We start from the raw sequence: 23,102 nt of genomic DNA on the forward strand, positions 1-23,102 counted from the left end.
GCGGCCTGCAGTTCGACGTTGAGAGAGCGGGCGCCGACGCCGCCCCGGTTCATCGGGCAGAGCACCTGGATGTCCTTGATCGGATCGAGGCCAAAGCGGCTCGGAATGCGTTTGCTGACCAGTTCCACAATCCGCAGCACGGCTTGTTCCGGGTCGGCCGCCGGGACGAAATAGAAGTCTGTTTCACCTTCAGGAGGCGCCAAATCGGGCATGCTCCCGGCGTTGATGGCATGCGCCGTGGTGATGATCTTGCTCTGCGCCGCCTGGCGGAACACCTCGGTCAGCCTTACGACGGGCACGGCGCCCGAGCCGATGATGTCGGCCAGGACCTGGCCAGGACCGACCGACGGCAGTTGGTCGATGTCGCCCACGATCAGCAGTGCGGCTGTGCTCGGCACCGCCTTCAGCAGCGACTGCATCAAGAGCACGTCGACCATCGAACTTTCGTCCACGACCAGCAGATCGCAGTCGAGCGGGTTTTCGTCGCCGCGCTTGAAGCCGGAGGCCTTCGGGTCGAACTCGAGCAGCCGGTGGATGGTTTTCGCCTCCATGCCAGTGGCTTCGGTCATGCGCTTTGCAGCGCGGCCGGTGGGAGCGCAGAGCAGGAGCTTGACGGACTTCGCCGCCAGAATGCGCAGGATCGAGTTCACGATCGTTGTCTTGCCCACGCCGGGGCCGCCGGTGATCACCGTGACCTTTGACTTGAGCGACAGGCGGACGGCGGCGGATTGGCTCGCCGCGAGCGTGAGGCCCGTCTTCTGCTCGATCCATGGCAGCGCCTTGTCGGCGTCGATTTCCGGCCAGGGCAAGGGACCTGTCTGGATCCGCTTGAGCTGCTCCGCGATGGCGCGCTCGGCGAGGTATAACCCGGTCAGGAAGATGCACTCGGCATCGCCAACCGTGTCTGCCGTCACGGTGCCTTCCGCAAGCTCCTCCAGCATGGCGCTCTCGATGAGCGCGGCGGGTACCTCCAGCAGCTTTTCCGCAAGCCCGACCAATTGCGCCCGTGGCAGGCCGCAATGGCCGTCGCCCATCGCCTCGGTCAATGCAAAGGAAATCCCGGCGCGAACGCGGATCATGGCGGTCTTCTCGACGCCGAGCTTCTCGGCGATCGTGTCGGCGGTGCGGAAGCCGATGCCGCGGATGTCCCTGGCCAGGCGGTAGGGGTTCTCGCTCATGATCTGCACGGCGTCTGTGCCATAGGTCTTGAAGATCCTGACCGCACGCGCCGTCCCCACACCATGCTGGTGGAGGAACACCATGATCTCCCGGATCACCTTCTGATCCGCCCAGCCTGCGGTGATCTTGGCGGCTCGGACCGGTCCGATGCCCTCGACCTCGCGCAGACGCGCGGGAGTGGCCTCGATGATGTCGAAGACGTCCGTCCCGAAATGCTTCACCAGGCGCTTGGCATAGACCGGCCCGATGCCCCGGATCATGCCGGAGCCGAGATACTTCTCGATGCCCTCGACGGTCGAGGGCGCAGAGGTCTTCAGAAAATGCGCTTTGAACTGCAGGCCGTGGGTGCGGTCGTTGAGCCAGATGCCCGAGGCCGTGATCCACTCGCCTGCCGAGATCATCGCAGCGTGACCGACGGTGGTCACCAGGTCGCGGTGTCCCCTGGCCTTTACGCGGAGCACGCAGAAGCCGTTGTCCGAGTTGTGGAAGGTGACCCGCTCGACGAGCCCGGCGAGAACTTCCCGCGGCGTCCCGTCCGTCATCGGTTGGTGCCTTGTCCCCGTTTTCTATCTTGCCGCGCGAGGTCTGCCATGGCCTTGCTGAAGAGATGCCGGGGGATGTTCACCAGGAAGAAGCGACGCTTCTCCGCGGGGCGATCCGGATCGTGGGCCTCGATGGCCAGCTCGACAGTTTCGTTGCTGGCATGCAGCGAGACCTTGATCTCGCTCTCATCGAAAGCCACTTCGTGGCGGCGAGCATTGTCGCCGCGGATGATCACATGAGCCATGGTCAGATCTCCTGAGCGAACCAGCCGAGCCGCACGGCAATCTAGCTCGCGTCAATTGCGATATACCAGCCAGGACTTGTGGCTGCGCTGTCCACGGTCTCTCCATGCCGAGCGCTGGAGGGGGGCGGAATGGTCGTGCACGATCCCGTGGGTACTGCACGTCGATCGCCGCAGATGGACCTTCGGAGCGCTTTAGCGAACAGCTTTGCAGTCCATGAACTTGTCGAAGGTATCGGGTGTCGGTTCCTCTTCCAGTTCCGCCAATTCCGATCGCGATGGCGCCCGGTCCGGGTAAAGCAGGAGCGAGATCGTCATCTCGTTGGTCGGCGAGAACACGGTCATTTCGCGAACGGGCTCAGACCCCAGCCAGACGCCGACCGGGTGCAGGTGACCGTGGCGGCCGGTCTCCCCGTCCACTTCCTGCGCGGCGAGAGAGGCCGGTGGCAGCTCGATCACCGACTGCCGGGCAGCGTAGTAGATGCCGGTTCTAATCAGCGGTTCGCTCGACCAGGCCCAGTCGATGAAGCCATCCTTGCCGACTACGACCATGGCCCGCTTGTCGGTGATGGTCAGCCATTTCAGGATCGCGGCGGTCAGCGACACGGCATAACGATCGGCCAGCGCGGTCATCACGTCGATGTCGACGGTGCGGTCCTTGATCTGGGCGCGGAAGTCGTCGAGCGGCATCAGCAGGTAAGAGGCGAAGGTGTTCGCCTCTGCCTCGATCCTGTTCCGGCCCTCATCCCAATCCGCCATGTTGCGGTTGGTGCAGGTCAGGCCGTTGGGGTTATTCCGGCGATGCAGAAGGTAGTGGCCCAGTTCATGGGCCAGGGTGAAGTTGCGTCGGCCTGGCGACCGGATGGTCTCGTTGAAGATGATGCCCCACTCTCCCGATCCGTGGGGGTGGGGCGTCAGCATGCCGTCGACGCCCCGGGAGAGGTTCAGCCCGCGTACCATGGTGATCGGGGCGTTTGGAAAGACCTGCCTGGAGAAATCCTGCGCCAGCGTTGCCACATCGATCGGGAAGCGCGGCAGCCCATGTGTTCCCTGGACCGCGGACAGGATCTGCGTCAGGCGAATCGCCCAGCCCTTTGGCGTCGTCGGCAGGCTCAATCCTTCTTTCCCCACATGTCGATCATCTGGCTGATCTTCTGCTGGTCCTCGACGGCCAGCTTGCTGAACTTGCGAAAGAAGGCCTCCTTCAGGACCTCATCGCCGGGTTCCTCGCTGTCGTCGAGGAGGTAGTCGGTCGTCACTTCGAGGGCCTGCGCGATGCGGGTCAGTTTTTCGCCAGACGGCTTTCGCGCGTCGCGGTTCTCGAGTTCCCAGATGTAACTCTTGCTCGACTCGGTCAGCTCGGCAAGCTTGTCGAGGGAGTATCCCTTCTCCTGGCGGTGGCGCTTGATCTTGGCGCCGAGGGACGTGGTCATCGCATCATCCTTGAGATTCCTGGTTGAGGATTCGTGTTCGCTATGCCGAACAAAATCGTAGCGCGCAAGTAGACGCGATAGCTTGTTCGGTCTATATCGAACGCCGACGTATCGCTTCTCGCTGATTCCCTCATCCCCCCGGCCAAGAAAGGGCTCCCATGACTGCCATTGCCGCGTTTCTCCGCAAGACCCCCGTCATCCGTTTGCAGGACTATTTCGAGGCCGGCGGGTTCACGTCCCTCGCAACGGTCGATTGGACACGGCCCGAGGCGGAGGTGGTCGAACCCCTGATCAAGGCGGTCGACAACATGTCCGACAACGAAAAGCAGCGCGTGGTCCTCGACGCTGGTCGTGTCGAAGCCCTGGCTGATGAGCCGGGCCAGAATGCCCTGCAGAACGTCGTCTTGAACCGAGCTGTGTTCGACTTGCTGGAGGGCGCCAACAACCGCTCGCTCTGGGTTTTCTTGAATGAACCCAATCGGTTCCGCCTGGCCGAAGAGGTACGTTACAATGACGAGCGTCGCCGCGGTCGGTCCTGGAGCGGTTTCGAGGTCCAGAAGGGTTGCGCGGTTCGCCGGGATCCGATGTCCGTTGCGGCCTTCACCAAGGCGATCCGCGACCACTTCGCGACACCCCATGTGCACGTCGACGTCTTCGACCGGCATCGTGTCATTCTGGATGACCAGGAATGTGATCTCGTCCAGGTCGCCGTCTATCGCGAGGGGCGGCCGGAAGACATGCTGGGATTCGATGCGAACAGCAGGCTGTCGCGTCGTATCGTGAAACCGGTGTTCGAGGCGGCCCTGACCTATGAGGCCGACACCGGCGTCGTCGAGGTGGTGGCCAGGACGCGTGAAGACCGGGAGGATCTGACCGCTTTCATGGCGCGCGACCTGCTCGGCATCGATTTCGATGGGAAACACATTCCCGCTCGTGAATACGATCTCAGCATGCTGCTGAAGCCGTTCGACTTTCCGACGGATGACGAAGACGGCATCATGAGCGTCACCGTGAAGGAACTGCGCCTGATGGAGATCGGCGAGCGTGGCGAGCGTATCACGCTCGAGTCCATGTCGGGCGCCGAGCGGTCGATCTGGGAGATGGCCGAGGCGCGGATCGGTCTGGACATCGGGGGCACGGGACATGTCTTGCCGATCGCGACCGAGGTGCCTGAATGGATCATCACGCGGGCCCGGTTCACGATCAAGTTCCATCCAGGTCCGCAGAGAGGGCACGGAAAATCCCTGACGCTGACCGTCACGATGCCGCATGGCTGTAACCTGAAGGACATGACCGCGCATGAGCGTCTGATCGGTGAAAAGTATCTGCGCCGCTGGGGCATCCTGACCGACACGGCCGAAATCGGGGGTCTCCTTGACTAGAGGGGCCGCGGACCTGTTGCTGCAGGTGATGGAAACCCGCACTGCCAGGGTGCAGGGGGCGACGTTGCTGCAAGTTGCGCCCCGGGCAGCTGATCAGCTGCTCGAGGCCAGGCTTCTGGTAGCAAGCGGGCGCATCCCGGTCGTTGCCGCCATGGACGACTATGAAGACGAACCGATCCCGGCCGAGTGGTGCGCGGTTCGCAAACAGCACGGTTACCACGATAGCGTCGGTCGGTGGATCCCCGTTGATTCCATGGAGATTGCCGCCTACGGCGTCGACTACCCGCTTGCCATTGCCAGGATGCTGGTGGCCTTCGAACGCTCCGGGCCGACGCGCCCGGTGCCTTTGATCGACGACCTGGTCCTGGACGTCGGAAGCATCAGGCTTGCCGGGGCAAAAGCCCCCGTTCCGGTCTGGTTTGCCAGGCGGCTCAGCGATCCTTCCGTCTGGGCCAAGGTCGAAGGTCTTTTCGAGCGCAGGCCGCCGGCAGAGAACCGCGTCGTGTTGACGTCGACGCCGGGCGACCGCGTGCCGGCGCCAACAAACAAGCGCAACCCGATCGTCAGCGTGGCGGACGTGGTCGAAGTGCCGGGCAAGCTCGCGATCTCTCCGCAAATCCTCGGGGCACGGGTCTTTCCCGGCGATGTACAGCGCCGTTTTCCGATCGAACATTCCGATGATTGCGGGATCGTGTGGCTTCGTGGTGAGGCAATCCGCTTCGCTGGCGACAAGCAGCGCCGGCTCCTCCAGATGCTGTTTGACGCCTATTGGTCCAAATCGCCAGTCTGCCGAGTGGCGGTTGTCCTCGAAGAGGCCGGCTTCGGGAGCCAGGTGAACAGCCTGAGAAAGGCGTTCGGCCGGCGCGACGACTGGCGTCGCTTCATCAAGTTCGACGATGGCAACTGCTGGATCGAACCCTGATCCGATCCTCCCGATCAAGGTGAAAGGCCGTCCGTTTGGGCGGCCTTTTTGATTTTCCGGACAGCTTTCTTCGCCAACTCCCAGTTTGCCTCCCTCCCGTCTCCCTGATGCCTCCCACGCCCTGGGCGATGGTCCTTCGCAGGCATTCGGCCAAACGCGAAGGAGACGAAGATGTCGGTGACGCATCTCAACCAGGTCGAGCTGGCGGCTCGATGGAAAATCAGCCCGCGCACGCTGGAGCGCTGGCGATGGACGGGCGAGGGGCCCGCTTTCATCAAGATCGGCGGCCGGGTCGTGTACCGCCTCGAGGAAGTCGAGGGTTACGAAAACAAGCGGCAGTGCACCAGCACGGCGAACACGTTCGCCCCGAAGCTGGTGCGAGGGGGAGCATGATGATCCCCAACCAGATCACTCTCGAAGCGCTTGCGCGTCTGCCGATTGGGGCGATCGTCGCCCTGCCCGCTGCGGAACTCGCTCGCCTTCAGCATGACGCCGATCAGGCGCTGCGCAAGTCCAAGCTCACCGTGGCCTGGCTCGATGGCGCGCTGACCCAGAAATACGCCGAGCGTGCCAGGTCGGCGCGTGCGGATGCCGAGAAGGACTTCGGTGTGGCGCGCTTCACTGATGGCGACGTCACGGTCGTGGCCGACCTGCCAAAGAAGGTCGAGTGGGACCAGCGCGACCTCGCCGATCTCGTCGAGCGCATCAAGGCCGAGGGCGAAGATCCCCGCGACTATGTCGAGGTCAGCCTCAAGGTCTCGGAGCGCAAGTACGGCTCCTGGCCGACGCATCTCCGCAAGGCCTTCGATCCCTGCCGCACCGTCCATGCCGGCAAGGAGACGTTCCAGCTGATCGTCTCAGGAGGTGATGCATGAACGCGCTCACCATCACGAACCTGGACACGTCGAGTCTTCCGCGGCTGATCGATCGCGCGGCGGCGATGCTGGCCGGTGCCAAGACCGCCGCCGAAGTGCTCGAAGCGCGTGAGGCGGCCGGGCTGGCGTATGATGTCGCCCGCCGTGCTGCCAGGCTGAAGACGGCCAAGGCCGCGCATGATGAACTGATCGCCGCCGCCCACCGCGCTCAGGCAGATGCGCTCGAGATCGAGGCCGCCGCCAAGCGTCGCCTTGCTGACGAATATGACGCGGCGCAGACCCGGGGCGAGGTCACCGGACACGGCGGAGGCAGGAATTTCAAGGTTGACGACCACAACCTTGAAACCAACCCAGGTAACCATAACCGTATCGGCGACGGCAGCGCGATCGCAACACTGGCAGATCTCGGCCTTCGCCGTGACCAGATCCACGACGCCCGCCTGATCCGCGATGCGGAGACAGCCGATCCCGGCATCGTGCGTCGCACCCTCGATGAGCGGCTTGAACGTGGCGAGGAGCCGACGCGCGCGGCCGTCCGGCGTGCCGCCGAGGCTCGGCTGGAGCGGTCCCTCGATCGGCTGAAGCGCACGCAGGAAAGCGTCCAGCGTCTCGAGGCGGAGAAGGCCGAGCCGCTGACGGCAGAGCAGCGTGCCCGGCAGGTCGCGATCTTCGGCACGATCGAGGACCGGGCGATCTGCGCGCGGATCGACGAGATCGTCGAACTCATCGGCGAGCAACCCGATGCCGCGGAGGCCGTGCGCCGCATTCCGCCCGCGTCGCGCCACGCCATCGACACCGGGCCGATCCGTCGCGCGGCGGCCTGGCTCACCGAATTCAGCACCCTTTACGAACAGGAGGCCCATCATGGGAACCATGCGTTTGAATGACGTCGTCGCCGAGATTGTCGGCAACGTGATCGCCGGCTGCATCATCAACAAGCGGCAGGCCGCCGTCGAACGCTGGGACGACATCGATGCCGATGGCCAGTATCTAGCCGGGATCGACGGTGTCGTCGGCCGGATCGATGGCCGAGCCCGTGCACTGCGGGTCAAGGCCGAGAAGGTCGCCGATACCGCGCAGGCGGAACTGCCCTTCCAGCTGCCCATCGCGGTGGCCATGGACCTCGATGGCACGACGCTGGTCGCGACACGCAGCTTGTCGCGCGAAGGTTTCAAGCGCGCCATCGCGATCCGCAGTCAGCAGATCGCCCATGACCGGCGCGCACTGCGCGAATGGCAGCAGGCGCTGAACCAGGCCGATCGCTTCTGGACGAAGCATCCCGACTGGACCTTCGGTCAGTGCCTCGATGCCATCCTCGGTGCGACGGACAAGGTGGTCGTGACGGAGAAGCTGTCATGAACAGCGCCCTCCCGATCATTCTCGCCGACCAGCGGCTCGCCGAGCGGCGCGGCATCAAGGCCGCCATCTTCGGCAAGAGCGGAATTGGCAAGACGTCGCTTCTCTGGACGCTGAACCCGGAAACGACGCTGTTTTACGATCTCGAGGCAGGCGATCTCGCCATCGAGGGCTGGAGCGGCGACACGATCCGCCCGCGTACCTGGGAGGAATGCCGCGACTTCGCCGTGTTCATCGGCGGCGCCAATCCCGCCATTCCCGATGGCCGTCCCTACAGCCAGCGTCATTACAATGAGGCCTGCGCCAGGTTTGGCGATCCGCGTGCCCTCGACAAGTACGCCACCGTCTTCGTCGACTCGATCACGGTTGCCGGTCGCCTGTGTTTCCAGTGGGCGAAGGAACAGCCCGAAGCCTTCTCCGAAAAGAGCGGCAAGCCCGACATCCGCGGCGCTTACGGCCTGCACGGCCGCGAGATGATCGGCTGGATCACGCATCTCCAGCACACGCGCATGAAGAACGTGTTCTTCGTCGGCATCCTCGACGAGAAGCTCGACGACTTCAACCGCAAGGTCTTCGTGCCGCAGATCGACGGCGCCAAGACCGGCCTCGAGCTTCCCGGCATCGTCGATGAAGTGCTGACGATGACGGAACTGGCCGACGCCGACAAGAAGCTGCACCGGGTCTTCGTCTGCCAGACGCTGAACCGGTGGGGCTATCCCGCCAAGGATCGGTCCGGCCGTCTCGACCTCGTCGAGGAAGCCCATCTCGGGCGACTGATCGCCAGGATCGGCGAGCCCGGCCGCTCTCCCCTCGAACGCCTGACCTTCAGCCGCCCGGCGCCTGTCGCTCCGGACGCTGACGCCTCTCACCCGCAAGCCAAGATCTGAAAGAGGAGACTTTCCCATGACCAACGCATGGAACGATTTCAACGACGCCCGGCAGAACGCCAACCTGATCCCCAAGGGCACGATCGCCAAGGTGCGGCTCACCATCCGCCCGGGCGGATTTGATGATCCCTCGCAGGGCTGGACCGGCGGCTATGCCAAGCGCGGCACGACTGGCGCCGTCTACATCGACGCCGAATACACCGTGCTCGAGGGGAAGTATGCCAGGCGCAAGGTCTGGTCGATGATCGGGCTCTACAGCCCGAAGGGCCCGGATTGGGGCAACATGGGCCGCAGTCTCGTGCGCGGCATTCTGAACTCGGCGCGCGGCCTCTCGGACAAGGACAACTCGCCGGAGGCGCAGAACGCTCGCCGCATCGCGGGCATCGCCGATCTCGATGGCATCGAGTTCGTGGCGCGCATCGATCTCGGCACCGACGCGAATGGCGACGAGAAGAACGACATCCGCCAGGCCGTGACCCGCGACCACAAGGACTATGCGGCCGCCGCGGGGGGGCTTGCGGCGCCGGCGAGCTACGCACCGGCTACGGGCTATGCGCCGCATCAGCCGGCCTATGCAGCCCCGGCCCAGCAACCCGCCTATGCGGCCCCGGCGGAGCAGCAAGGTTACGCACCGCATCACCACCAGCAGCCCACTCACGCCCCCCATGCCCCCCAGCAGCCCGCGCATGCCCCGCAACAGGCGGCACCGGCGCCCGTCGCCGGCGCCCGTCCGACCTGGGCGCGGTGAGGCCGGCCATGCTGTTGCGTCCCCGTCAAAACCTCTTCGTCGAGCGCAGCCTGGCTGCGCTCGACACCCACGACAACACGCTGGGTGTGGCGCCGACCGCATCGGGAAAGACCGTAATGTTGTCGGCAGTCGCGGGCCGGATGGTCGCCGGCGGCGGCAAGGCCTGCGTGCTCGCCCATCGCGATGAGCTGACGGCGCAGAACCGCGCCAAGTTTGCCCGCGTCAATCCGACGATCGGCACCTCGGTCGTCGATGCGACGACCAAGTCCTGGGACGGACAGGTCACCTTCGCCATGGTGCCGACACTGGCGCGCGAGACCACCTTGTCGGCCATGCCTGCACTCGACCTGCTGGTCATCGACGAGGCCCATCATGCGGTCGCCGACAGCTATCGCCGCATCATCGACCGGGTGCGCGAGTCCAATCCCGATGCCCGTATCTTCGGGGTTACGGCGACGCCAAACCGCGGCGACCGGAAGGGGCTGCGCGAGGTCTTCTCCAATGTTGCCGACCAGATCCGCATCGGCGAACTGATCGCCGCCGGTCATCTGGTGCGCCCGCGCAGCTTCGTCATCGACGTCGGTGTGCAGGAGGCACTGAAAAAGGTTCGCAAGACGGCGTCCGACTTCGACATGAGCGAAGTCGACGCCATCATGAACAAGCAGCCCGTCACCGACGCGGTGATCGCGCACTGGAAGGAAAAGGCCGGCGACCGGCAGACGATCGTTTTCTGCTCGACGGTCGATCATGCCGCCAATGTCGTCATGGCTTTCCGCGCGGCCGGCGTCGCTGCTGCTCTCGTCCATGGCGAGATGGGCAGCACCGAGCGCAAGCAGACGCTCAGTGCCTATGACCGCCGCGAGATCCAGGTGATCGCCAATGTCGCCGTGCTGACGGAGGGCTATGACAACCCACCCACCTCCTGCGTCGTGCTGCTGCGGCCGTCCTCCTACAAGTCGACCATGATCCAGATGGTCGGGCGGGGCCTTCGCACCGTCGATCCTGCGGAATACCCCGGTGTCGTCAAGACCGACTGCATCATTCTCGACTTCGGCACCTCGAGCCTGATCCACGGAACGCTGGAACAGGATGTCGATCTCGACGGCAACACCGTGGCCGGCGAGGCGCCGACGAAGACCTGCCCGTCCTGCAAGGGGGAGATCCCGATCGCCGTGACCGAATGCCCGCTCTGCGGCGAGGTTTTTCCGCGCAACGAACCGGAGGCGGGCGAGGGAGCCGACGTCATTCCGCTGTCGGGCTTCATGATGACCGAGATCGATCTCCTGAAGCGATCGAGCTTCGAATGGGTCGACCTGCACGGCGATGGCGCGGCCCTCGTCGCCAACGGCTTCAACGCCTGGGCGGGCGTCTTCGCCCTCAATGGCCGCAGCTACGGCATCGGCGGCGCACAGGGCAAGCGGGCAAGGCTGCTTGCCGTCGGCGAAGCGATGGTGTGCCTCGCGGCGGCCGATGACTGGCTGAACACCAACGAGACCGACGAGAGCGCGCACAAGACCAGGAACTGGCTGCGCCAGCCGGCGACGGAGCGGCAGCTCGCCTACCTGCCGGCCGGGTTCCGACACGACTTCAGCCTGACCCGCTACCAGGCCTCCGCATTGCTGACGTTCCGTTTCAACCGCGATCGGATCCGCAGCCTGGTCTTCGGCGCCGAGGAGGCCGCGCTTGCGGCGGCTGCGTGATGGAGGAGCTTCATGTCGCCATCACCCACATCCGCCAGCGCTCGCTTCAGATGTTGGCATCCGCGCTTCGAACTCTGCGCCGTCTGCCGGCAACCGACGCGTGGCTTTGGCTGGCAGGAGCCGGATCGTGTGAGCCGGCCGCGCCCGTCAGTGTGGTTCTGCTCCATCACCTGTCAGGCCTTCTTCTGGCAACGGGCGCGGAGGTCCTCCGCGATGGTTGATCTCACCGACGCGGAAAAGGCCGCCATGCGCGCCGCCATGAAGATGGTGGCCGAAATCATGGAGGAGATCGGCTGGCAGACCCGGCTGATCGACCTGACCGAGCCCCAGGTCCTCACCCTCATCGAAATCGCCATCGGCGGCTTCCAGGACGCCATGCGCGAGATCGCCGCCGCCAACGAACAACACTCACCGAAGGTACCGTTCTGATGCTGGACTTCAATCGTCGACCGAACGTCGCGGAGCTGTTGAACAGCGCTGTCGATGTTGCCCTCACCACCGAGAACGCTTCACGTCCCCGCCGCGACTATCTCGGCGGCTCGCGCATCGGCCATGCCTGCGAACGCGCCTTGCAGTTCGAGTTCGCCGGCGCGCCCAAGGATGATGGCGCCGAATTCGCGGGCCAGACGCTGCGCATCTTCGCCATGGGCCATGCGCTGGAGGATCTGGCGATCCAATGGCTGCGCGCCGCAGGCATCGATCTCTACACCCGCAAGGGCAACCGCCCCGACAGCGAGCAGTTCGGCTTCTCCGTCGCCGGCGGGCGCATCCGCGGCCATGTCGACGGCATCATCGCCGCGGCCCCCGAGGCGCTGAAGCTCGGTGTTCCCGCGCTATGGGAATGCAAGACCATGAACGCGAAGAACTGGCGGGCCTGCGTCAGGGAGGGCGTCACAAGATCGAAGCCGGTCTACGCCGCCCAGATCGCGCTCTACCAGGCCTACATGGATGCAAGCATCCCGGGACTTGCCTCCAACCCTGCGCTGTTCACCGCCATCAACAAGGACACCGCCGAGCTTCACCACGAGTTGGTAGCGTTCGACGCCGAGCTTGCCCAGCGCATGAGCGACCGGGCGGTGCGCATTCTCAGCGCCACCGATGCCGGCGAGTTGCTGCCGCGGCTCGCCCGCGAGCGCGATCACTTCGAGTGCCGCATGTGCCCTTGGGCCAACCGCTGCTGGGGGTTGCCCGCATGACGGATGAACCTGTTGACCCAGCAGACCTCCAGGATGCGCCGAAGGGGCCTTCTGCAAATGCTGATGACCGCAAGAGCGAACAGACGCCGGAGAACCTGGTCCATTTCAACCCGTGGCGCGACTTCAACGACGCTCCTTCACAGGTCGACGCGTTCGGCGACGATCCCGATCCGCAACTGATCACGGCGTTCCTCGACATGGTCTTTGGCTATTGCGAGGGCCTGGTGCCGATCCGCAGCTTCATCGACAAGGGGCAGGGCTACAACGGCCGACCGCACAACATCTGGGTCGAGGCCAACGAGGCTCTGCCGGACAAGATGGCGACCTTCGCCCACTGGGCGAGCCGCGAGGGTGCGGCCGTCTATGTGATCCCCGGCACCGTGGCCGCCGCCGGCCAGGCCGGCGCCGATCATGTCGTGCAGATGCAGACGGTCGTCGTCGATCTCGACACCGGCGACATCGCGGCCAAGCGCGCGCATCTCGAAAAGCATCTGGGTTTGCCGACCATGGTGGTCGAAAGCGGTGGCATCACGCTGGACGGCCAGCACAAGTGCCATGTCTGGTGGAAGCTGTCCGAGCCCGTCGAGGCCAGTGACATCGCCCGGGTCTGCCGGTTGCGCGGCGACATTGCCGCCAAGGTCGGCGGCGACATGCATTTCCGCTCGGCCCACCAGCCGATCCGTGTCGCCGGCAGCGTCTATTACAAGAACAGCCTGAAGACGCTGGTGCGCATCGTCGAGCCCAATGCGCAGATCGAGTTCCATCTCGACGAGTTCGCGCAGGCTGTCTCCGAGATGCCGCCGGCGCCGGGCATCTCGCTGCAGCCGAACTTCACCGCCTATGACAAGCCGGATGTCGGCGACGTGCTGGTGACGCCGGTGCGCGAGGGCGCGCAGGACGACTGGTCGCGCTTCGAGGGCGCCAGCGCTGCGATCGGTCACTTCATCCGCATGGTCCACGAGGGCCGGATGTCGAAGGACGAGGGCTGGGAAGGCATCTGCGGCTACAACGCCGCCATGCTACGCCCGCAGTGGTCGGTGGAGCGGCTGGCGCGCGAGTCCGAGCGGCTGTGGAACCGGCATGTCGAAAGGCACGGTCCGCCGCTCATCCGCCTCGACAGCGCCGCCCCGGCGCCAAACGAGATGCCCGTCTTCACGCTTGGCGCTCTCATCGACGACGACAGCCCAATGCCGCAGGACATCATCGCGCCGCGCGTGCTGACGCCCGGCGGTCTGCTGGTGCTCGGCGGCGCGCCGAAGGTCGGCAAGTCGGACCTCCTGATCTCGCTCCTGGTGCACATGGCGGCCGGCGAGCCCTTCCTCGGCTTTGCGCCGCCGCGCCCTCTGCGCATCTTTTATCTGCAGGCGGAGATCCAGTACCACTACCTGCGTGAGCGCATGAAGCAGATCGCGCTGCCGTCGGCGCTGCTGCTCAAGGCCCGCGACAATCTGGTTGCCACGCCGAAGCTGAAGATGCTGCTCGACACCGAGGGCAGCCTGCGCGTCGCCGAGGCGATCCGCCGCGCATTCCCCACCGAGCCCGTCGACATCATTTGCATCGACCCGATCCGCAATCTCTTCGACGGCGGTCCCGACGGCGGCGGCGAGAACGACAACGACGCCATGATGTTCTTCCTGAACGACCGCGTGGAGGTCCTGCGCGACCACATCAACCCCGACTGCGGCGTAATCCTGGTCCACCACACGAAGAAGCTCTCGAAGCAGCAGATCAAGGACGATCCGTTCCTGGCGCTGTCGGGCGCCAGTGCGTTGCGCGGCTTCTACACCACCGGCCTGATCCTGCACCGACCCGACGAGGACAGCTCGCAGCGCCGCCTGGAGATCGAACTGCGCAACGGGCCCGCCCTGGACGCCAAGCTGGTCGACAAGGTCAACGGCGAATGGGTCGAGATCAACCCGATGAACGAGCGTCTGGTGCGCGCCGAGGTTGGCGGGAAGTTCGATGCCGAGCGTGTCCGCAAACAGGATGTCATCCTCGGCCTTCTCCTTGATGAGGCTGCCAGGGGCCGGCTCTACACGATCAACCAGTTCGCTGAAACCTTCGAAAACGCGGCCGGACTGGGTGGGAAGGACGCGATCCGCAACCGGATCGGGGTGCAGGCCACCAAGGGCTTCATCAAGTTCCTGCGTGACGGCTCCCCCTATGGGCTTGGTGCATCGCGGTCGCGCTTTGGCTTTCTCTGCGTCGAGGGGATGGTCTTTCCGGTGGAGGGCGAGGAGGTGGATCCGGACACGGGTGAGGTGTCACCGATCAGTATTCCCGTGCTTCCCACCCACTACAAATCCGCCCAGACCGGGGCGCTGCTCGAGGTCGAGAACCCCCTTGTCTGGGTCTATCCCGATGGGGAGCGGCCATGAATACCCCGACAGAGCGATTTTCGCGGAACTTCGTGCTGGTCAGATCAGGTCAGAATCGGGGACTTGCCGCAACTGGCCCGTCACACGGCCGCAGGCCTTCGCACGATCCCGATGTAGCCAGTTTCAGCACGTTTCCGAAACTGCCCCCGCAAGATTGCGCAGGAATTGCTTCCAGTACTCGTCAACCAGTTTGGGCCGTACAGGGAGTTTTGGGCGTCCGAAACTGGAAATTATCCAATCTTCACAATGCGTTGAATGCATCAGCAATACTGGGTGGTGTGAACCCACCCCCTACGGGGGTGGGGGAGAACGCCGCAAGGCGTGTTCTCCCACTCCCACCCCCGGGGGGTTCCGCGCGCGGGGCCTCTTGCCCCCAAAATCTCAATCCGACGACGGCGGCCCCGTACCGCCAAGCACCAGACCACCGTCGTCTTCCACCAGAGCAGCCAACCCTAGAAGGAGACCGTCCATGGCTGTAGCGACTCTGCGCATTGCAAACCGCGATGCAATCCCACCCCTGGTACCGTTGGCCGAGGCCTCGGCGCGCTTCACGACCGCAACCCTCGCCCTCGATCTCGGAACCACCACCGGCTTTGCCATCCGTAACACGTCCGGGCTGATCACCAGCGGCACGGTGTCGTTCCGGCCTGGTCGCTACGAGGGCGGCGGCATGCGTTTCCTGCGCATGACCAATTGGCTGACCGCAACCGAGGAAGCCGCCGATCCGATCGGCGCCATCTTCTTCGAGGAAGTCCGTCGCCATGTCGGCACCGACGCGGCCCACGTCTATGGCGGTCTGCTGGCCGTGATGTCGTCCTGGGCCGAACTGCGTGGCGTGCCCTATCAGGGCGTGCCGGTCGGCACCATCAAGCGGTTCATCGCCGGCAAGGGCAACGCCGACAAGGCAGCCGTCATTGCCGCCGTCCGTGGTCGTGGCTTCCAGCCTGCCGATGACAACGAGGCTGACGCCATCGCAATCCTGCTCTGGGCCATCGAGACCAGGGGAGGCGTGTCGTGATGAACGCGCAAGCTCTGCTCAACGAGGCGGCCCGAGTCGTGTCGGAACGGCGTGTCGCCTATGGCGAACCGGCCTCGACCATGGCGGCGATCGCGGCCCGCTGGTCGGTGACGCTCGCCACGCCCGTGTCGGCCGCCCAGGTCGTGCTCTGCCTGATCGACCTGAAACTCGCCCGCCTGGCGCACGATCCAGCGCACCAGGACTCGATCCTCGACGTGGCCGGCTATGCCGCCGTCCTCCATGAGGTCGTCCATCAACACCAGCAGGAAGGGATCTGAGCCATGGCACGTGGACGCAAACGCAAAGCCGGCAAACGCTATCCCTGTGGCAAGCGCGTGCGCCAGGAGACGGAACGCGAGGCGATGTCTGTCGCCCTCGATGCCCGCGGCCGCCACTACGGCGTGTCGTCGAAGCGGGCCAGGGACGAGCGGCTTGGCTCGGCGCTCGGTCGGCTCGCTTTTTCGGGGCTGATCAGCGATCTGCAGTATCAGGCCGGTGTCACTTTCGCCGCGCTCTACCGCCACCACAACGTGACGGTGGGCTTGCCGATGCCGAGCCCGAGCTCTGTCGCGGGCCTGCTCATCAACGAGGGGATTTTTGGCGCCAGCCCGAGCGAACCCGTGCTGGAGGTCATCGACAAGGTGAAGCGACGGTTCGCCGAGGCCACCGCCGCACTCGACGACTGCGATCGTGAACATCGGTTGTCGTCAGGGCGCCGGCCCACGTTCCTGGTCTACCGGGTGATTTGCGCCGACGAGGACGTGCGGCACACGGACGACGACGACATCGGCAATCTGCGCGTCGCGTTGAACGCCCTGGTACGTGTATTCCGCCTGCGATGATGCTCTCTCACACGACAGCGCTACGCCACGTTTCGCGCAAGCACGAAGGACTTATCATGTTGATATGTTTTGCAAAAAGGCTTGACGATCACACGCGGCGCGGCTAAAAGTTCCGATATTGGAAGCTTGGAATTCCGCCCGGAGATGACCTCTCCGGGCGTTTCTGTTTCGGAGGCTCGCAGATGCGTGTCGTGCTACTCGACGCCGACGATGTTCGCATCCGCTTCGAGGCTGCCTGCCACCGTCTCGGCGACGGCGAAGCCCGTCGTGCCTTCTCGATGGCGCTGAACAAGGAAGGCCGCAAAGCCTTCACGCAGATGCGCCGCACTCTGAGCCGGCAGTCGTCGATCCCTCGCGGTGCGGTCAACGTGGCGATGCGTTTCAAGGGCGCCACGCGTGCCACGCTCGCCACCACCACGTCCGGCTCCGGTCGGCATCTGCCACTGTCGGTCTTCGGCGCAAAGCAGTTCTCCTACGGCGTCCGTGCAAAGGTCTGGGGCAGGGCACAGACCTACCGCTCGGCCTTCCTGGTCAACCGCTTCGGCAACGGCGTGTTCAAGCGCAAGGGCAAGGCTCGCTTCCCGATCGAGCAACTCTGGGGCCCTGCGGTCCCCGTCGAAATGTTGCGCGACGAAGCGCACGCGGCATGGACCGACCAGCACCCTCGCGTCCTGAAAGAATCTACGCGACTGATCGGGTTGATGCTGGCAGGAGCGCAGTTCGGCGCAAGCCAGCGCAGTCGAAAGGCAGCGTAGGGGGGCGGGGCTAGGAGCCCCATTGCGGGGTTGTGAGTAGCGCTGTCGCCGCTGCCCGGTTTTCGCGTGTTTTTTCCGGTTTGATTTTTCCGTTTTGTTTTGATTTCAGGGTGTCTAATACACTGAAATCGTTGATGTCGACCCCAATGAAGCGGGTTTTGAAAGGCTAGAACGCGCACTTCCGCATTTTGCCAGTTCGTTTTGATTTCAGTGGGTGCATCGCATTGAAATAATTGAAGCCGACCCCCGATTTCGCGGGGTTCAACCGCGTGTTCGCCGACCGCGTTCCATCGTCGGTGCGTTTTGATTTCGGGCCGGCTTGAACGGCCCGACGTTGCTTCGATTCGACTTTCCCGGAGCCCCTGATGATCGTCACCGACATGCCGGTCGAACGACCATGACCGCGAGCTCAATGTTACTCTCGGCGACGCGATGCTGCGGAAGACGCAGGCGAATCGGGTTTCAAACTCTCAGCCTTCGACCTCAGAGATCTTCTCGCGAAGACACAATAGGGTTCTTTCGAGCCCCTTGATTGAAGAATCGACCTCGTCGCGCTCCAGTTTGAGGAGTGCCAATTGCCTTTCGCCGATCTCGATGGCCTTCGTAATCTGAAGCCGATTTTCGCCGGCCGGTTCATATAGATCGAGGAGTTCTTTTATTTCCGCGATCGTAAGTCCGAACCGCTTGCTGTGTAGGATAACCTGCAGTCGAGCGCGATCCCGATATGAATAAAGTCTCTGTTGACCGCTGCGTAGTGGAGATAGAAGCCCTTTTTGCTCATAGTATCGTAATGCGCGATGCGTTACTTTGAATTCATTGCTTAGACCGGAAATTGTATATAAAAAGCCAATGGGCTGTTCGATCTCATCAAAATCGTTAAATTCCATATTTAGTTTTCCAGAAATGTATCGATTGTGAAATCACGGAAATTTTTACCTGGGCGCTAAATACATAGGCATTTACGGTTTTTCTATCGAGTCCATTCACTTTCGAATCCATATTGGACATAAATTCAGCGAGTTTTGCCGCAGACGGACTGGGGTAATTGGACCGGACTGTCCGATTCTGTTTCGCATCCAACTTGTTTCCGGAGCCCCTGATGATCGTCACCGACATGCCGGTCGAGCGGCTGATCCCCTATGCGCGCAATCCCCGCAACAACACGGCGGCGATCGATGCGGTGAAGGCCTCGATCGCCGAGTTCGGGTTTCGCCAGCCGATCGTCGTCGACGAGAAGATGGTGGTGATCGTCGGCCACACCAGGCTGGAGGCCGCCAAGGCGCTCGGGCTCGCGACGGTGCCGGTGCATGTCGCGGAAGGTTTGACGCCGGCGCAAGCACGCGCCTACCGGCTGATGGACAATCGCTCCCACGAAAACGCCGAATGGAACGATGAACTGCTGAAGCTCGAATTCGGTGACCTGAAGCTCGACGGTTTTGATCTCGATCTGACCGGCTTTGACGCCGATCAGCTGTCGCAGCTCCTGGCCGACGCGCCGAGCGAGGGTCTGACTGACGAGGACGATATTCCCGAAGCGCCCGCCAGGGCGGTGACGCGCCGTGGTGATCTGTGGATCCTCGGCAACCACCGCCTGCTGTGCGGTGACTCCACCAGTCCCGACGACGTCGCGCGCCTGATGAACGGCGAGCGGGCGGCGCTGTTTGCGACCGATCCGCCCTATCTCGTCGACTATGACGGCACCAACCACCCGACGAAGAAGAACGCCACGGCGCGCGCCCGGAAGATCGCCAACAAGAACTGGTCCGAGGAGTACATCGAGCAGAAGCACTGGGACGATTCCTCCCAGGGGCCGCAGTTCTACGAGGCCTTCATGCAGGTGGCCATCGACTGCGCCATCAAGGAGAACGCGGCCTGGTATTGCTGGCATGCCTCGCGCCGCCAGGCGATGCTGGAGGCGTGCTGGACCAAGTTTGACGTGCTGCATCACCAGCAGATCATCTGGGCCAAGAGCCGGCCGGTGCTGACGCGTTCGATCATGCTGTGGGCGCACGAACCCTGCCTGTTTGGCTGGCGCTCGGGCCACAAGCCGCGCGTCAACCGCGAGGGTTTCGAGAACTGGCCGACCACGGTCTGGAGCATTCCCTCGAGCGAGATCGAAACCCGCGAGCATCCGACTTCCAAACCGGTCAAGGTGTTCACGTTGCCGATGGAGTTGCACACGGTGGCGGGCGAGATCTGCTACGAGCCGTTTTCCGGCTCCGGGTCACAGCACATCGCCGGCGAGAAGACCGGCCGCCGCGTCTATGGCCTGGAATTGTCCGAAACCTTCTGCGACGTGATCATCAATCGCTGGCAGGCGTTCTCGGGAAAGGCGGCCATTCTCGATGGCGACTGCCGGAGCTTCGACGAAATCGCGCGTGAACGCCTTGGCGGTGATGCTGGCGAAGGGGAAGCCGCCGAGCAGGATGCAGCGTGATGCAGATGCGGCTTTGCGGCGGGTGCGCAGCGCCAAATGAGCGACCGCCGCCCGGAAGGACGGCGGCCATCAGCCTGTCGGAGTCGGGTGCGTCAGGCAGCAGGGAGTTTGTAGATCCGCCCTCGGATATCATCCTTGGTGGACGAGATGGTGAGGCCGAGCTTCTTCCGCAGCGTTCCCGACATCAGGCCGCGTATGCTGTGTGCCATCCACCCCGACCGCTCGGCGATCTCGGCGATGCTCGCGCCCTCGGGTCGCGAGAGCAGACCGATCATGATGTCCTGCTTGGTGACGGCGGGCGCCGGCGACCCTTGCACCGCCGGGTCGGCGGTCGGTTCGATATCTTCGTCTTTCGGCCCGTCGGTAATGCCGAGCACCTGTAACGCATTCTCCGTCGCCCGCAGGGTGACGGGACCCAGTTCCTCATCATGGCGCCAGACCGTGTGGGGCTCCGCTGCCGGAACCTCCTCGATCAGGGCACGCCGAAGCAGGCTCTTGCAGACATTGCCGACCGCGCCACCCTTGATGTGGGCGGTGACCGGGAACACCAGACGCTCGTCGCGGGCGCAGGCGGCGGCGAGGATGACGGTCTGGGTGTCGGAAAGGGGCATGGTGGTCATGGCGGGTCTCCTGATGTGGCCACGTCACACACGCTCTGAACGGCGCCAAAGCCAAGTCGGATTGCGCGCAAATCCGCGCAAATGTCGACCGGTCCCGGCACGGGAGGCATCATGGCCGAGCCATCCGGTCTGATCCCGGTCGGGCAGGCAGCCCGGCTACTGATGATTTCGGAGGAGCGCATCCGCCAGCTGGTCAAGCAGGGCTATGTGCCGAGGTCGGACAAGCGCGGCTATGTCCAGCTCGTCGGCTCCGTCCAAGGGTATCTGCGCTACCTGAAGGACGATGAACGCCGATCGGCCAAGTCGGCCGCTGACAGTCGGGTGCGCGATGCCCGGGCGCTCGAGATCGAGCTTCGGATCGCCGAGCGCACGCGCGACCTGATCCCGATCGATGATGCCCTGACCGACATGGCGGAGCTGGCCGGCATGGTGCGTTCGGAACTGGCCGGGCTTCCCGCGCGGCTGACCCGCATCATCGACGAGCGCCAGAAGATCGAAGCGGAGATAGATGGTGTCCTTTCGCGCCTTGCCGAGCGAGCCGCTCAAAAGGCTGAAGGCCTGGAGGCTGGCAGAAGCCATCCTGCGGCCGGCACGAAGGCTGACGCCTGACGAATGGGCCCGTGCCAACAGGATCTATCCGGAGACGTCCGGTCTGCCGGGACCGCGTGATCCGTCCATCACACCCTATGTCATCCCGGTGGTGCGGGCGGTTCACGCTGGTCATCACAAACGCGTCGTCATGGTCTGCGGCGCTCAGATGGGCAAGACCGACGGGCTGCTCGACATCATGGGCGCAAGGCTCGACCAGCGTCCGGCGCCGATCCTGTATGTCGGTCCGATCCGGGACTTTCTGACCGACCAGTTCGAACCGCGGCTGATGAGCCTGCTCGACGAGGCCGAGACGCTGGCTGCCAAGGTGGTGCGCGGGCGGCGGATGAAGAAGACGCTGAAGGTCGTGGCCGGTGTTCCGGTCCGCCTTGCCCATGCCGGATCGTCGGCGGCGCTGAAGTCGAGCCCGGCGGCATTAGCCCTGGTCGACGAGTATGACGAGATGCTGGCCAACGTGAAGGGCCAGGGCGATCCGCTCGGCCTGGTGGAGGCCCGCGGCGAGACCTATGCCGACTTCGTCACAGCGATCACGTCTACGCCGTCGCGTGGCCTGGTCGAGACCGAACGGGACGAAAGGAGTGGGCTGACCTTCTGGAAGGTTGGCGATCCCGATGCGGTGGAAAGCGCCATCTGGAAGCTCTGGCAGTCCGGTACGCGACATCACTTCTGCTGGCCATGCCTGCATTGCGATCGCTACTTCGTGCCGCGCTTCGAACAGATGCGCTGGCCGGAGGATGCGACCCCGGCGCAAGCCGCGAGACTGGCGCAGCTGCAATGCCCGCATTGCGGCGGCCTGCATCACGACGCCGACAAGACGGAGATGAACGCCCGCGGCCTCTATGTCGCGCCGGGCCAATGGGTCGAGGATGGCGAGGTCCGAGGCTCACCGCCGGACAATGCGGTGATCAGCTTCTGGGCGAGTGGTCTTGCCAGTCCCTTCGTGACCTGGGGCACGCGAGTCGAACGTTATGTGCGGGCACTCGCCTCGGGTGATCCCGACCAGCTGCAGACAGCCCTCAATGCCGGCTTTGGCGAATGCTACACGCCGGCCTCGGGACGCGATGCCCTCGATTGGCAGGAGATCCTGCAGCGGCGCCAGCCCTACCGGATGAAGGAGGTGCCGGACGGCGTGCTTCGGCTTGGCATGGCCGTGGATGTGCAAAAACTGTCGCTCTACTACACGATCCGCGGCTTTGGCTCGCGCGGCCGCTCCTGGCTGATCGACAGGGGGCAGTTGTTCGGGCCGACCGATGACGACGATGTCTGGAACGCGCTTGCCGATCTGATGCTGACGCCGATCGCGGGGCTTCAGATCGAGCGGGTGTTCATCGACTCGGGCTTTCGGCCCAACAAGCCGGATGGCGGCGACGAGCACAAGGTCTACGAGTTCACGCGCCGCTATTCCTGGCTGGTCTCGCCGACCAAGGGGCGGGCCACCATGTCGCCGCCCTACCGGGTGTCGAAGATCGAGGTGACGCCGAAGGGCAAGCAGGCATCCTATTCGATCAACCTGGTGTGGCTGTCGACGGACTTCTTCAAGTCGCTGCTGGTCTCGCGGATCAGGACGCCGCTCGACCAGCCGGGCTCCTTCATCGTGCCGGACGATATCGACGAGGATTACGCCAGGCAGCTCGTCTCGGAGGTGCGCGTCGTCGATGGCGCGACCGGCAAGCCGCAATGGGTGCAACGCTCGCGGCAGAACCACTTTCTCGACTGTGAGGCGTTGGCCATGGCGATCGGCTATTCGCTGAACGTCCAGCGCATTCCCGACGGTGTTTTGCGCGACCGAACGGACGCGGGGCAGCTTGGGTCGCGGGACGCCCACGTCGGTGCCGACGTGGACATTGACCCTGACACAGACGCGGTAGACGGAGCGGTCGAGACGCCACCGATCAGAACCGCCGCGGGCATGGCTGTTGCGGCAGCACCCGATCTGCGGGCGCGCTTTGCCGGGCTCTCCTCGAGGCTGAACAGGTGATCC

General features: G+C 64.2%; 25 protein-coding genes. 19 read left to right on the plus strand and 6 right to left on the minus strand.

The features are described from left to right. From N1F91_RS23350 to N1F91_RS23365, 4 genes are all read right to left on the minus strand, one after another. Nucleotides 1-1,721: AAA family ATPase (locus tag N1F91_RS23350; RefSeq protein WP_289995784.1), on the minus strand; the 1,721-nt coding region annotated here is incomplete at its 3' end. Then, nucleotides 1,718-1,966, minus strand: coding sequence for a hypothetical protein (locus N1F91_RS23355; RefSeq protein ID WP_289995785.1), 249 nt, complete (start codon nt 1,964-1,966; stop codon nt 1,718-1,720). The genes N1F91_RS23350 and N1F91_RS23355, both read right to left, overlap by 4 nt. 192 nt (nt 1,967-2,158) lie before the next feature. Continuing rightward, the gene (locus N1F91_RS23360) at nt 2,159-3,079 is read right to left on the minus strand and encodes an ImmA/IrrE family metallo-endopeptidase (protein ID WP_289995786.1); all 921 of its coding nucleotides are present in this window, start codon (nt 3,077-3,079) and stop codon (nt 2,159-2,161) included. After that, nucleotides 3,076-3,396 (minus strand): helix-turn-helix transcriptional regulator, encoded by a 321-nt coding sequence (locus N1F91_RS23365; protein ID WP_289995787.1) that lies wholly within the window; start codon nt 3,394-3,396, stop codon nt 3,076-3,078. Before N1F91_RS23365 ends, N1F91_RS23360 begins: the two co-directional genes overlap by 4 nt. 158 nt (nt 3,397-3,554) lie before the next feature. Between N1F91_RS23365 and N1F91_RS23370 the strand changes: the two genes are divergently transcribed. The 16 genes from N1F91_RS23370 to N1F91_RS23445 all read left to right on the plus strand — a co-directional run bounded on the left by N1F91_RS23370 (nt 3,555) and on the right by N1F91_RS23445 (nt 17,455). After that, the gene (locus N1F91_RS23370) at nt 3,555-4,778 is read left to right on the plus strand and encodes a hypothetical protein (protein ID WP_289995788.1); all 1,224 of its coding nucleotides are present in this window, start codon (nt 3,555-3,557) and stop codon (nt 4,776-4,778) included. A gap of 16 nt (nt 4,779-4,794) precedes the next feature. After that, on the plus strand, nt 4,795-5,700 hold the full coding sequence (locus tag N1F91_RS23375; RefSeq protein WP_289995789.1) for a hypothetical protein: 906 nt from the start codon (nt 4,795-4,797) through the stop codon (nt 5,698-5,700). Between the two features lie 171 nt (nt 5,701-5,871). After that, nucleotides 5,872-6,093 (plus strand): helix-turn-helix domain-containing protein, encoded by a 222-nt coding sequence (locus N1F91_RS23380; protein ID WP_289995790.1) that lies wholly within the window; start codon nt 5,872-5,874, stop codon nt 6,091-6,093. Further along, a complete protein-coding gene (locus tag N1F91_RS23385) occupies nt 6,090-6,575 on the plus strand; it encodes a hypothetical protein (protein WP_289995791.1) in 486 nt (161 codons plus the stop codon). Before N1F91_RS23380 ends, N1F91_RS23385 begins: the two co-directional genes overlap by 4 nt. After that, nucleotides 6,572-7,462 carry a hypothetical protein gene (locus tag N1F91_RS23390; RefSeq protein WP_289995792.1) on the plus strand — a complete coding sequence of 297 codons (891 nt, stop codon included), beginning with the start codon at nt 6,572-6,574 and terminating at the stop codon, nt 7,460-7,462. The genes N1F91_RS23385 and N1F91_RS23390 overlap by 4 nt, the downstream gene beginning before the upstream one ends. Beyond that, complete coding sequence (locus N1F91_RS23395; RefSeq protein ID WP_289995794.1) at nt 7,440-7,934, plus strand: hypothetical protein; 495 nt, start codon at nt 7,440-7,442, stop codon at nt 7,932-7,934. The genes N1F91_RS23390 and N1F91_RS23395 overlap by 23 nt, the downstream gene beginning before the upstream one ends. Further along, nucleotides 7,931-8,818 carry an ATP-binding protein gene (locus tag N1F91_RS23400; RefSeq protein ID WP_289995797.1) on the plus strand — a complete coding sequence of 296 codons (888 nt, stop codon included), beginning with the start codon at nt 7,931-7,933 and terminating at the stop codon, nt 8,816-8,818. Before N1F91_RS23395 ends, N1F91_RS23400 begins: the two co-directional genes overlap by 4 nt. A 16-nt stretch (nt 8,819-8,834) precedes the next feature. Further along, nucleotides 8,835-9,566, plus strand: a complete 732-nt coding sequence (locus N1F91_RS23405) for a hypothetical protein (protein ID WP_289995798.1) — start codon at nt 8,835-8,837, stop codon at nt 9,564-9,566. A gap of 8 nt (nt 9,567-9,574) precedes the next feature. Then, nucleotides 9,575-11,266 carry a DEAD/DEAH box helicase gene (locus N1F91_RS23410; RefSeq protein WP_289995801.1) on the plus strand — a complete coding sequence of 564 codons (1,692 nt, stop codon included), beginning with the start codon at nt 9,575-9,577 and terminating at the stop codon, nt 11,264-11,266. A 12-nt stretch (nt 11,267-11,278) separates the two neighbouring features. Next, nucleotides 11,279-11,695, plus strand: a complete 417-nt coding sequence (locus N1F91_RS23415; RefSeq protein ID WP_289995802.1) for a DUF6511 domain-containing protein — start codon at nt 11,279-11,281, stop codon at nt 11,693-11,695. A 38-nt stretch (nt 11,696-11,733) separates the two neighbouring features. Beyond that, nucleotides 11,734-12,462 carry a hypothetical protein gene (locus tag N1F91_RS23420; protein WP_289995803.1) on the plus strand — a complete coding sequence of 243 codons (729 nt, stop codon included), beginning with the start codon at nt 11,734-11,736 and terminating at the stop codon, nt 12,460-12,462. Next, complete coding sequence (locus tag N1F91_RS23425) at nt 12,459-14,840, plus strand: AAA family ATPase (protein ID WP_289995806.1); 2,382 nt, start codon at nt 12,459-12,461, stop codon at nt 14,838-14,840. Before N1F91_RS23420 ends, N1F91_RS23425 begins: the two co-directional genes overlap by 4 nt. A gap of 469 nt (nt 14,841-15,309) precedes the next feature. Beyond that, on the plus strand, nt 15,310-15,858 hold the full coding sequence (locus N1F91_RS23430; protein ID WP_289995809.1) for a hypothetical protein: 549 nt from the start codon (nt 15,310-15,312) through the stop codon (nt 15,856-15,858). Next, complete coding sequence (locus N1F91_RS23435; RefSeq protein WP_289995811.1) at nt 15,858-16,136, plus strand: DUF6378 domain-containing protein; 279 nt, start codon at nt 15,858-15,860, stop codon at nt 16,134-16,136. Before N1F91_RS23430 ends, N1F91_RS23435 begins: the two co-directional genes overlap by 1 nt. 3 nt (nt 16,137-16,139) lie before the next feature. Continuing rightward, a complete protein-coding gene (locus N1F91_RS23440; RefSeq protein WP_289995812.1) occupies nt 16,140-16,700 on the plus strand; it encodes a hypothetical protein in 561 nt (186 codons plus the stop codon). Nucleotides 16,701-16,882: 182 nt separating this feature from the next. Next, complete coding sequence (locus tag N1F91_RS23445) at nt 16,883-17,455, plus strand: hypothetical protein (protein ID WP_289995813.1); 573 nt, start codon at nt 16,883-16,885, stop codon at nt 17,453-17,455. Nucleotides 17,456-17,925: 470 nt separating this feature from the next. On the opposite strand, the gene N1F91_RS23450 is transcribed toward N1F91_RS23445, so the two are convergent. After that, a complete protein-coding gene (locus tag N1F91_RS23450; RefSeq protein WP_289995815.1) occupies nt 17,926-18,342 on the minus strand; it encodes a MerR family DNA-binding transcriptional regulator in 417 nt (138 codons plus the stop codon). A 212-nt stretch (nt 18,343-18,554) separates the two neighbouring features. Between N1F91_RS23450 and N1F91_RS23455 the strand changes: the two genes are divergently transcribed. Continuing rightward, on the plus strand, nt 18,555-19,892 hold the full coding sequence (locus tag N1F91_RS23455; RefSeq protein WP_289995818.1) for a ParB N-terminal domain-containing protein: 1,338 nt from the start codon (nt 18,555-18,557) through the stop codon (nt 19,890-19,892). A gap of 92 nt (nt 19,893-19,984) precedes the next feature. Here the strand turns inward: N1F91_RS23455 and N1F91_RS23460 are convergent, their stop codons facing one another. After that, nucleotides 19,985-20,512: a DUF3489 domain-containing protein gene (locus tag N1F91_RS23460; RefSeq protein ID WP_289995819.1), complete on the minus strand. Its 528-nt coding sequence runs from the start codon at nt 20,510-20,512 to the stop codon at nt 19,985-19,987. Between the two features lie 111 nt (nt 20,513-20,623). On the opposite strand from N1F91_RS23460, the gene N1F91_RS23465 reads away from it, so the two are divergent. Further along, the gene (locus tag N1F91_RS23465; RefSeq protein ID WP_289995820.1) at nt 20,624-21,121 is read left to right on the plus strand and encodes a hypothetical protein; all 498 of its coding nucleotides are present in this window, start codon (nt 20,624-20,626) and stop codon (nt 21,119-21,121) included. Then, a complete protein-coding gene (locus N1F91_RS23470; protein WP_289995821.1) occupies nt 21,021-23,099 on the plus strand; it encodes a terminase gpA endonuclease subunit in 2,079 nt (692 codons plus the stop codon). Before N1F91_RS23465 ends, N1F91_RS23470 begins: the two co-directional genes overlap by 101 nt. The last annotated feature ends 3 nt before the right edge of the window (nt 23,100-23,102 follow it).

Source organism: Aquibium sp. ELW1220, assembly GCF_030398385.1.
Classification (GTDB): Bacteria; Pseudomonadota; Alphaproteobacteria; order Rhizobiales; family Rhizobiaceae; genus Aquibium.

Excerpts from the sequence above, each read along its gene's own strand:
- N1F91_RS23400 (WP_289995797.1), top strand. The coding sequence starts at position 7,931 with ATGAACAGCGCCCTCCCGATCATTCTCGCCGACCAGCGGCTCGCCGAG.
- N1F91_RS23435 (WP_289995811.1), top strand. The coding sequence starts at position 15,858 with ATGAACGCGCAAGCTCTGCTCAACGAGGCGGCCCGAGTCGTGTCGGAA.
- N1F91_RS23410 (WP_289995801.1), top strand. The coding sequence starts at position 9,575 with ATGCTGTTGCGTCCCCGTCAAAACCTCTTCGTCGAGCGCAGCCTGGCT.
- N1F91_RS23390 (WP_289995792.1), top strand. The coding sequence starts at position 6,572 with ATGAACGCGCTCACCATCACGAACCTGGACACGTCGAGTCTTCCGCGG.
- N1F91_RS23430 (WP_289995809.1), top strand. The coding sequence starts at position 15,310 with ATGGCTGTAGCGACTCTGCGCATTGCAAACCGCGATGCAATCCCACCC.
- N1F91_RS23455 (WP_289995818.1), top strand. The coding sequence starts at position 18,555 with ATGATCGTCACCGACATGCCGGTCGAGCGGCTGATCCCCTATGCGCGC.
- N1F91_RS23395 (WP_289995794.1), top strand. The coding sequence starts at position 7,440 with ATGGGAACCATGCGTTTGAATGACGTCGTCGCCGAGATTGTCGGCAAC.
- N1F91_RS23440 (WP_289995812.1), top strand. The coding sequence starts at position 16,140 with ATGGCACGTGGACGCAAACGCAAAGCCGGCAAACGCTATCCCTGTGGC.
- N1F91_RS23445 (WP_289995813.1), top strand. The coding sequence starts at position 16,883 with ATGCGTGTCGTGCTACTCGACGCCGACGATGTTCGCATCCGCTTCGAG.
- N1F91_RS23425 (WP_289995806.1), top strand. The coding sequence starts at position 12,459 with ATGACGGATGAACCTGTTGACCCAGCAGACCTCCAGGATGCGCCGAAG.
- N1F91_RS23365 (WP_289995787.1), bottom strand. The coding sequence starts at position 3,396 with ATGACCACGTCCCTCGGCGCCAAGATCAAGCGCCACCGCCAGGAGAAG.
- N1F91_RS23465 (WP_289995820.1), top strand. The coding sequence starts at position 20,624 with ATGGCCGAGCCATCCGGTCTGATCCCGGTCGGGCAGGCAGCCCGGCTA.
- N1F91_RS23450 (WP_289995815.1), bottom strand. The coding sequence starts at position 18,342 with ATGGAATTTAACGATTTTGATGAGATCGAACAGCCCATTGGCTTTTTA.
- N1F91_RS23380 (WP_289995790.1), top strand. The coding sequence starts at position 5,872 with ATGTCGGTGACGCATCTCAACCAGGTCGAGCTGGCGGCTCGATGGAAA.
- N1F91_RS23370 (WP_289995788.1), top strand. The coding sequence starts at position 3,555 with ATGACTGCCATTGCCGCGTTTCTCCGCAAGACCCCCGTCATCCGTTTG.
- N1F91_RS23470 (WP_289995821.1), top strand. The coding sequence starts at position 21,021 with ATGGTGTCCTTTCGCGCCTTGCCGAGCGAGCCGCTCAAAAGGCTGAAG.
- N1F91_RS23405 (WP_289995798.1), top strand. The coding sequence starts at position 8,835 with ATGACCAACGCATGGAACGATTTCAACGACGCCCGGCAGAACGCCAAC.
- N1F91_RS23355 (WP_289995785.1), bottom strand. The coding sequence starts at position 1,966 with ATGGCTCATGTGATCATCCGCGGCGACAATGCTCGCCGCCACGAAGTG.
- N1F91_RS23385 (WP_289995791.1), top strand. The coding sequence starts at position 6,090 with ATGATGATCCCCAACCAGATCACTCTCGAAGCGCTTGCGCGTCTGCCG.
- N1F91_RS23415 (WP_289995802.1), top strand. The coding sequence starts at position 11,279 with ATGTCGCCATCACCCACATCCGCCAGCGCTCGCTTCAGATGTTGGCAT.
- N1F91_RS23460 (WP_289995819.1), bottom strand. The coding sequence starts at position 20,512 with ATGACCACCATGCCCCTTTCCGACACCCAGACCGTCATCCTCGCCGCC.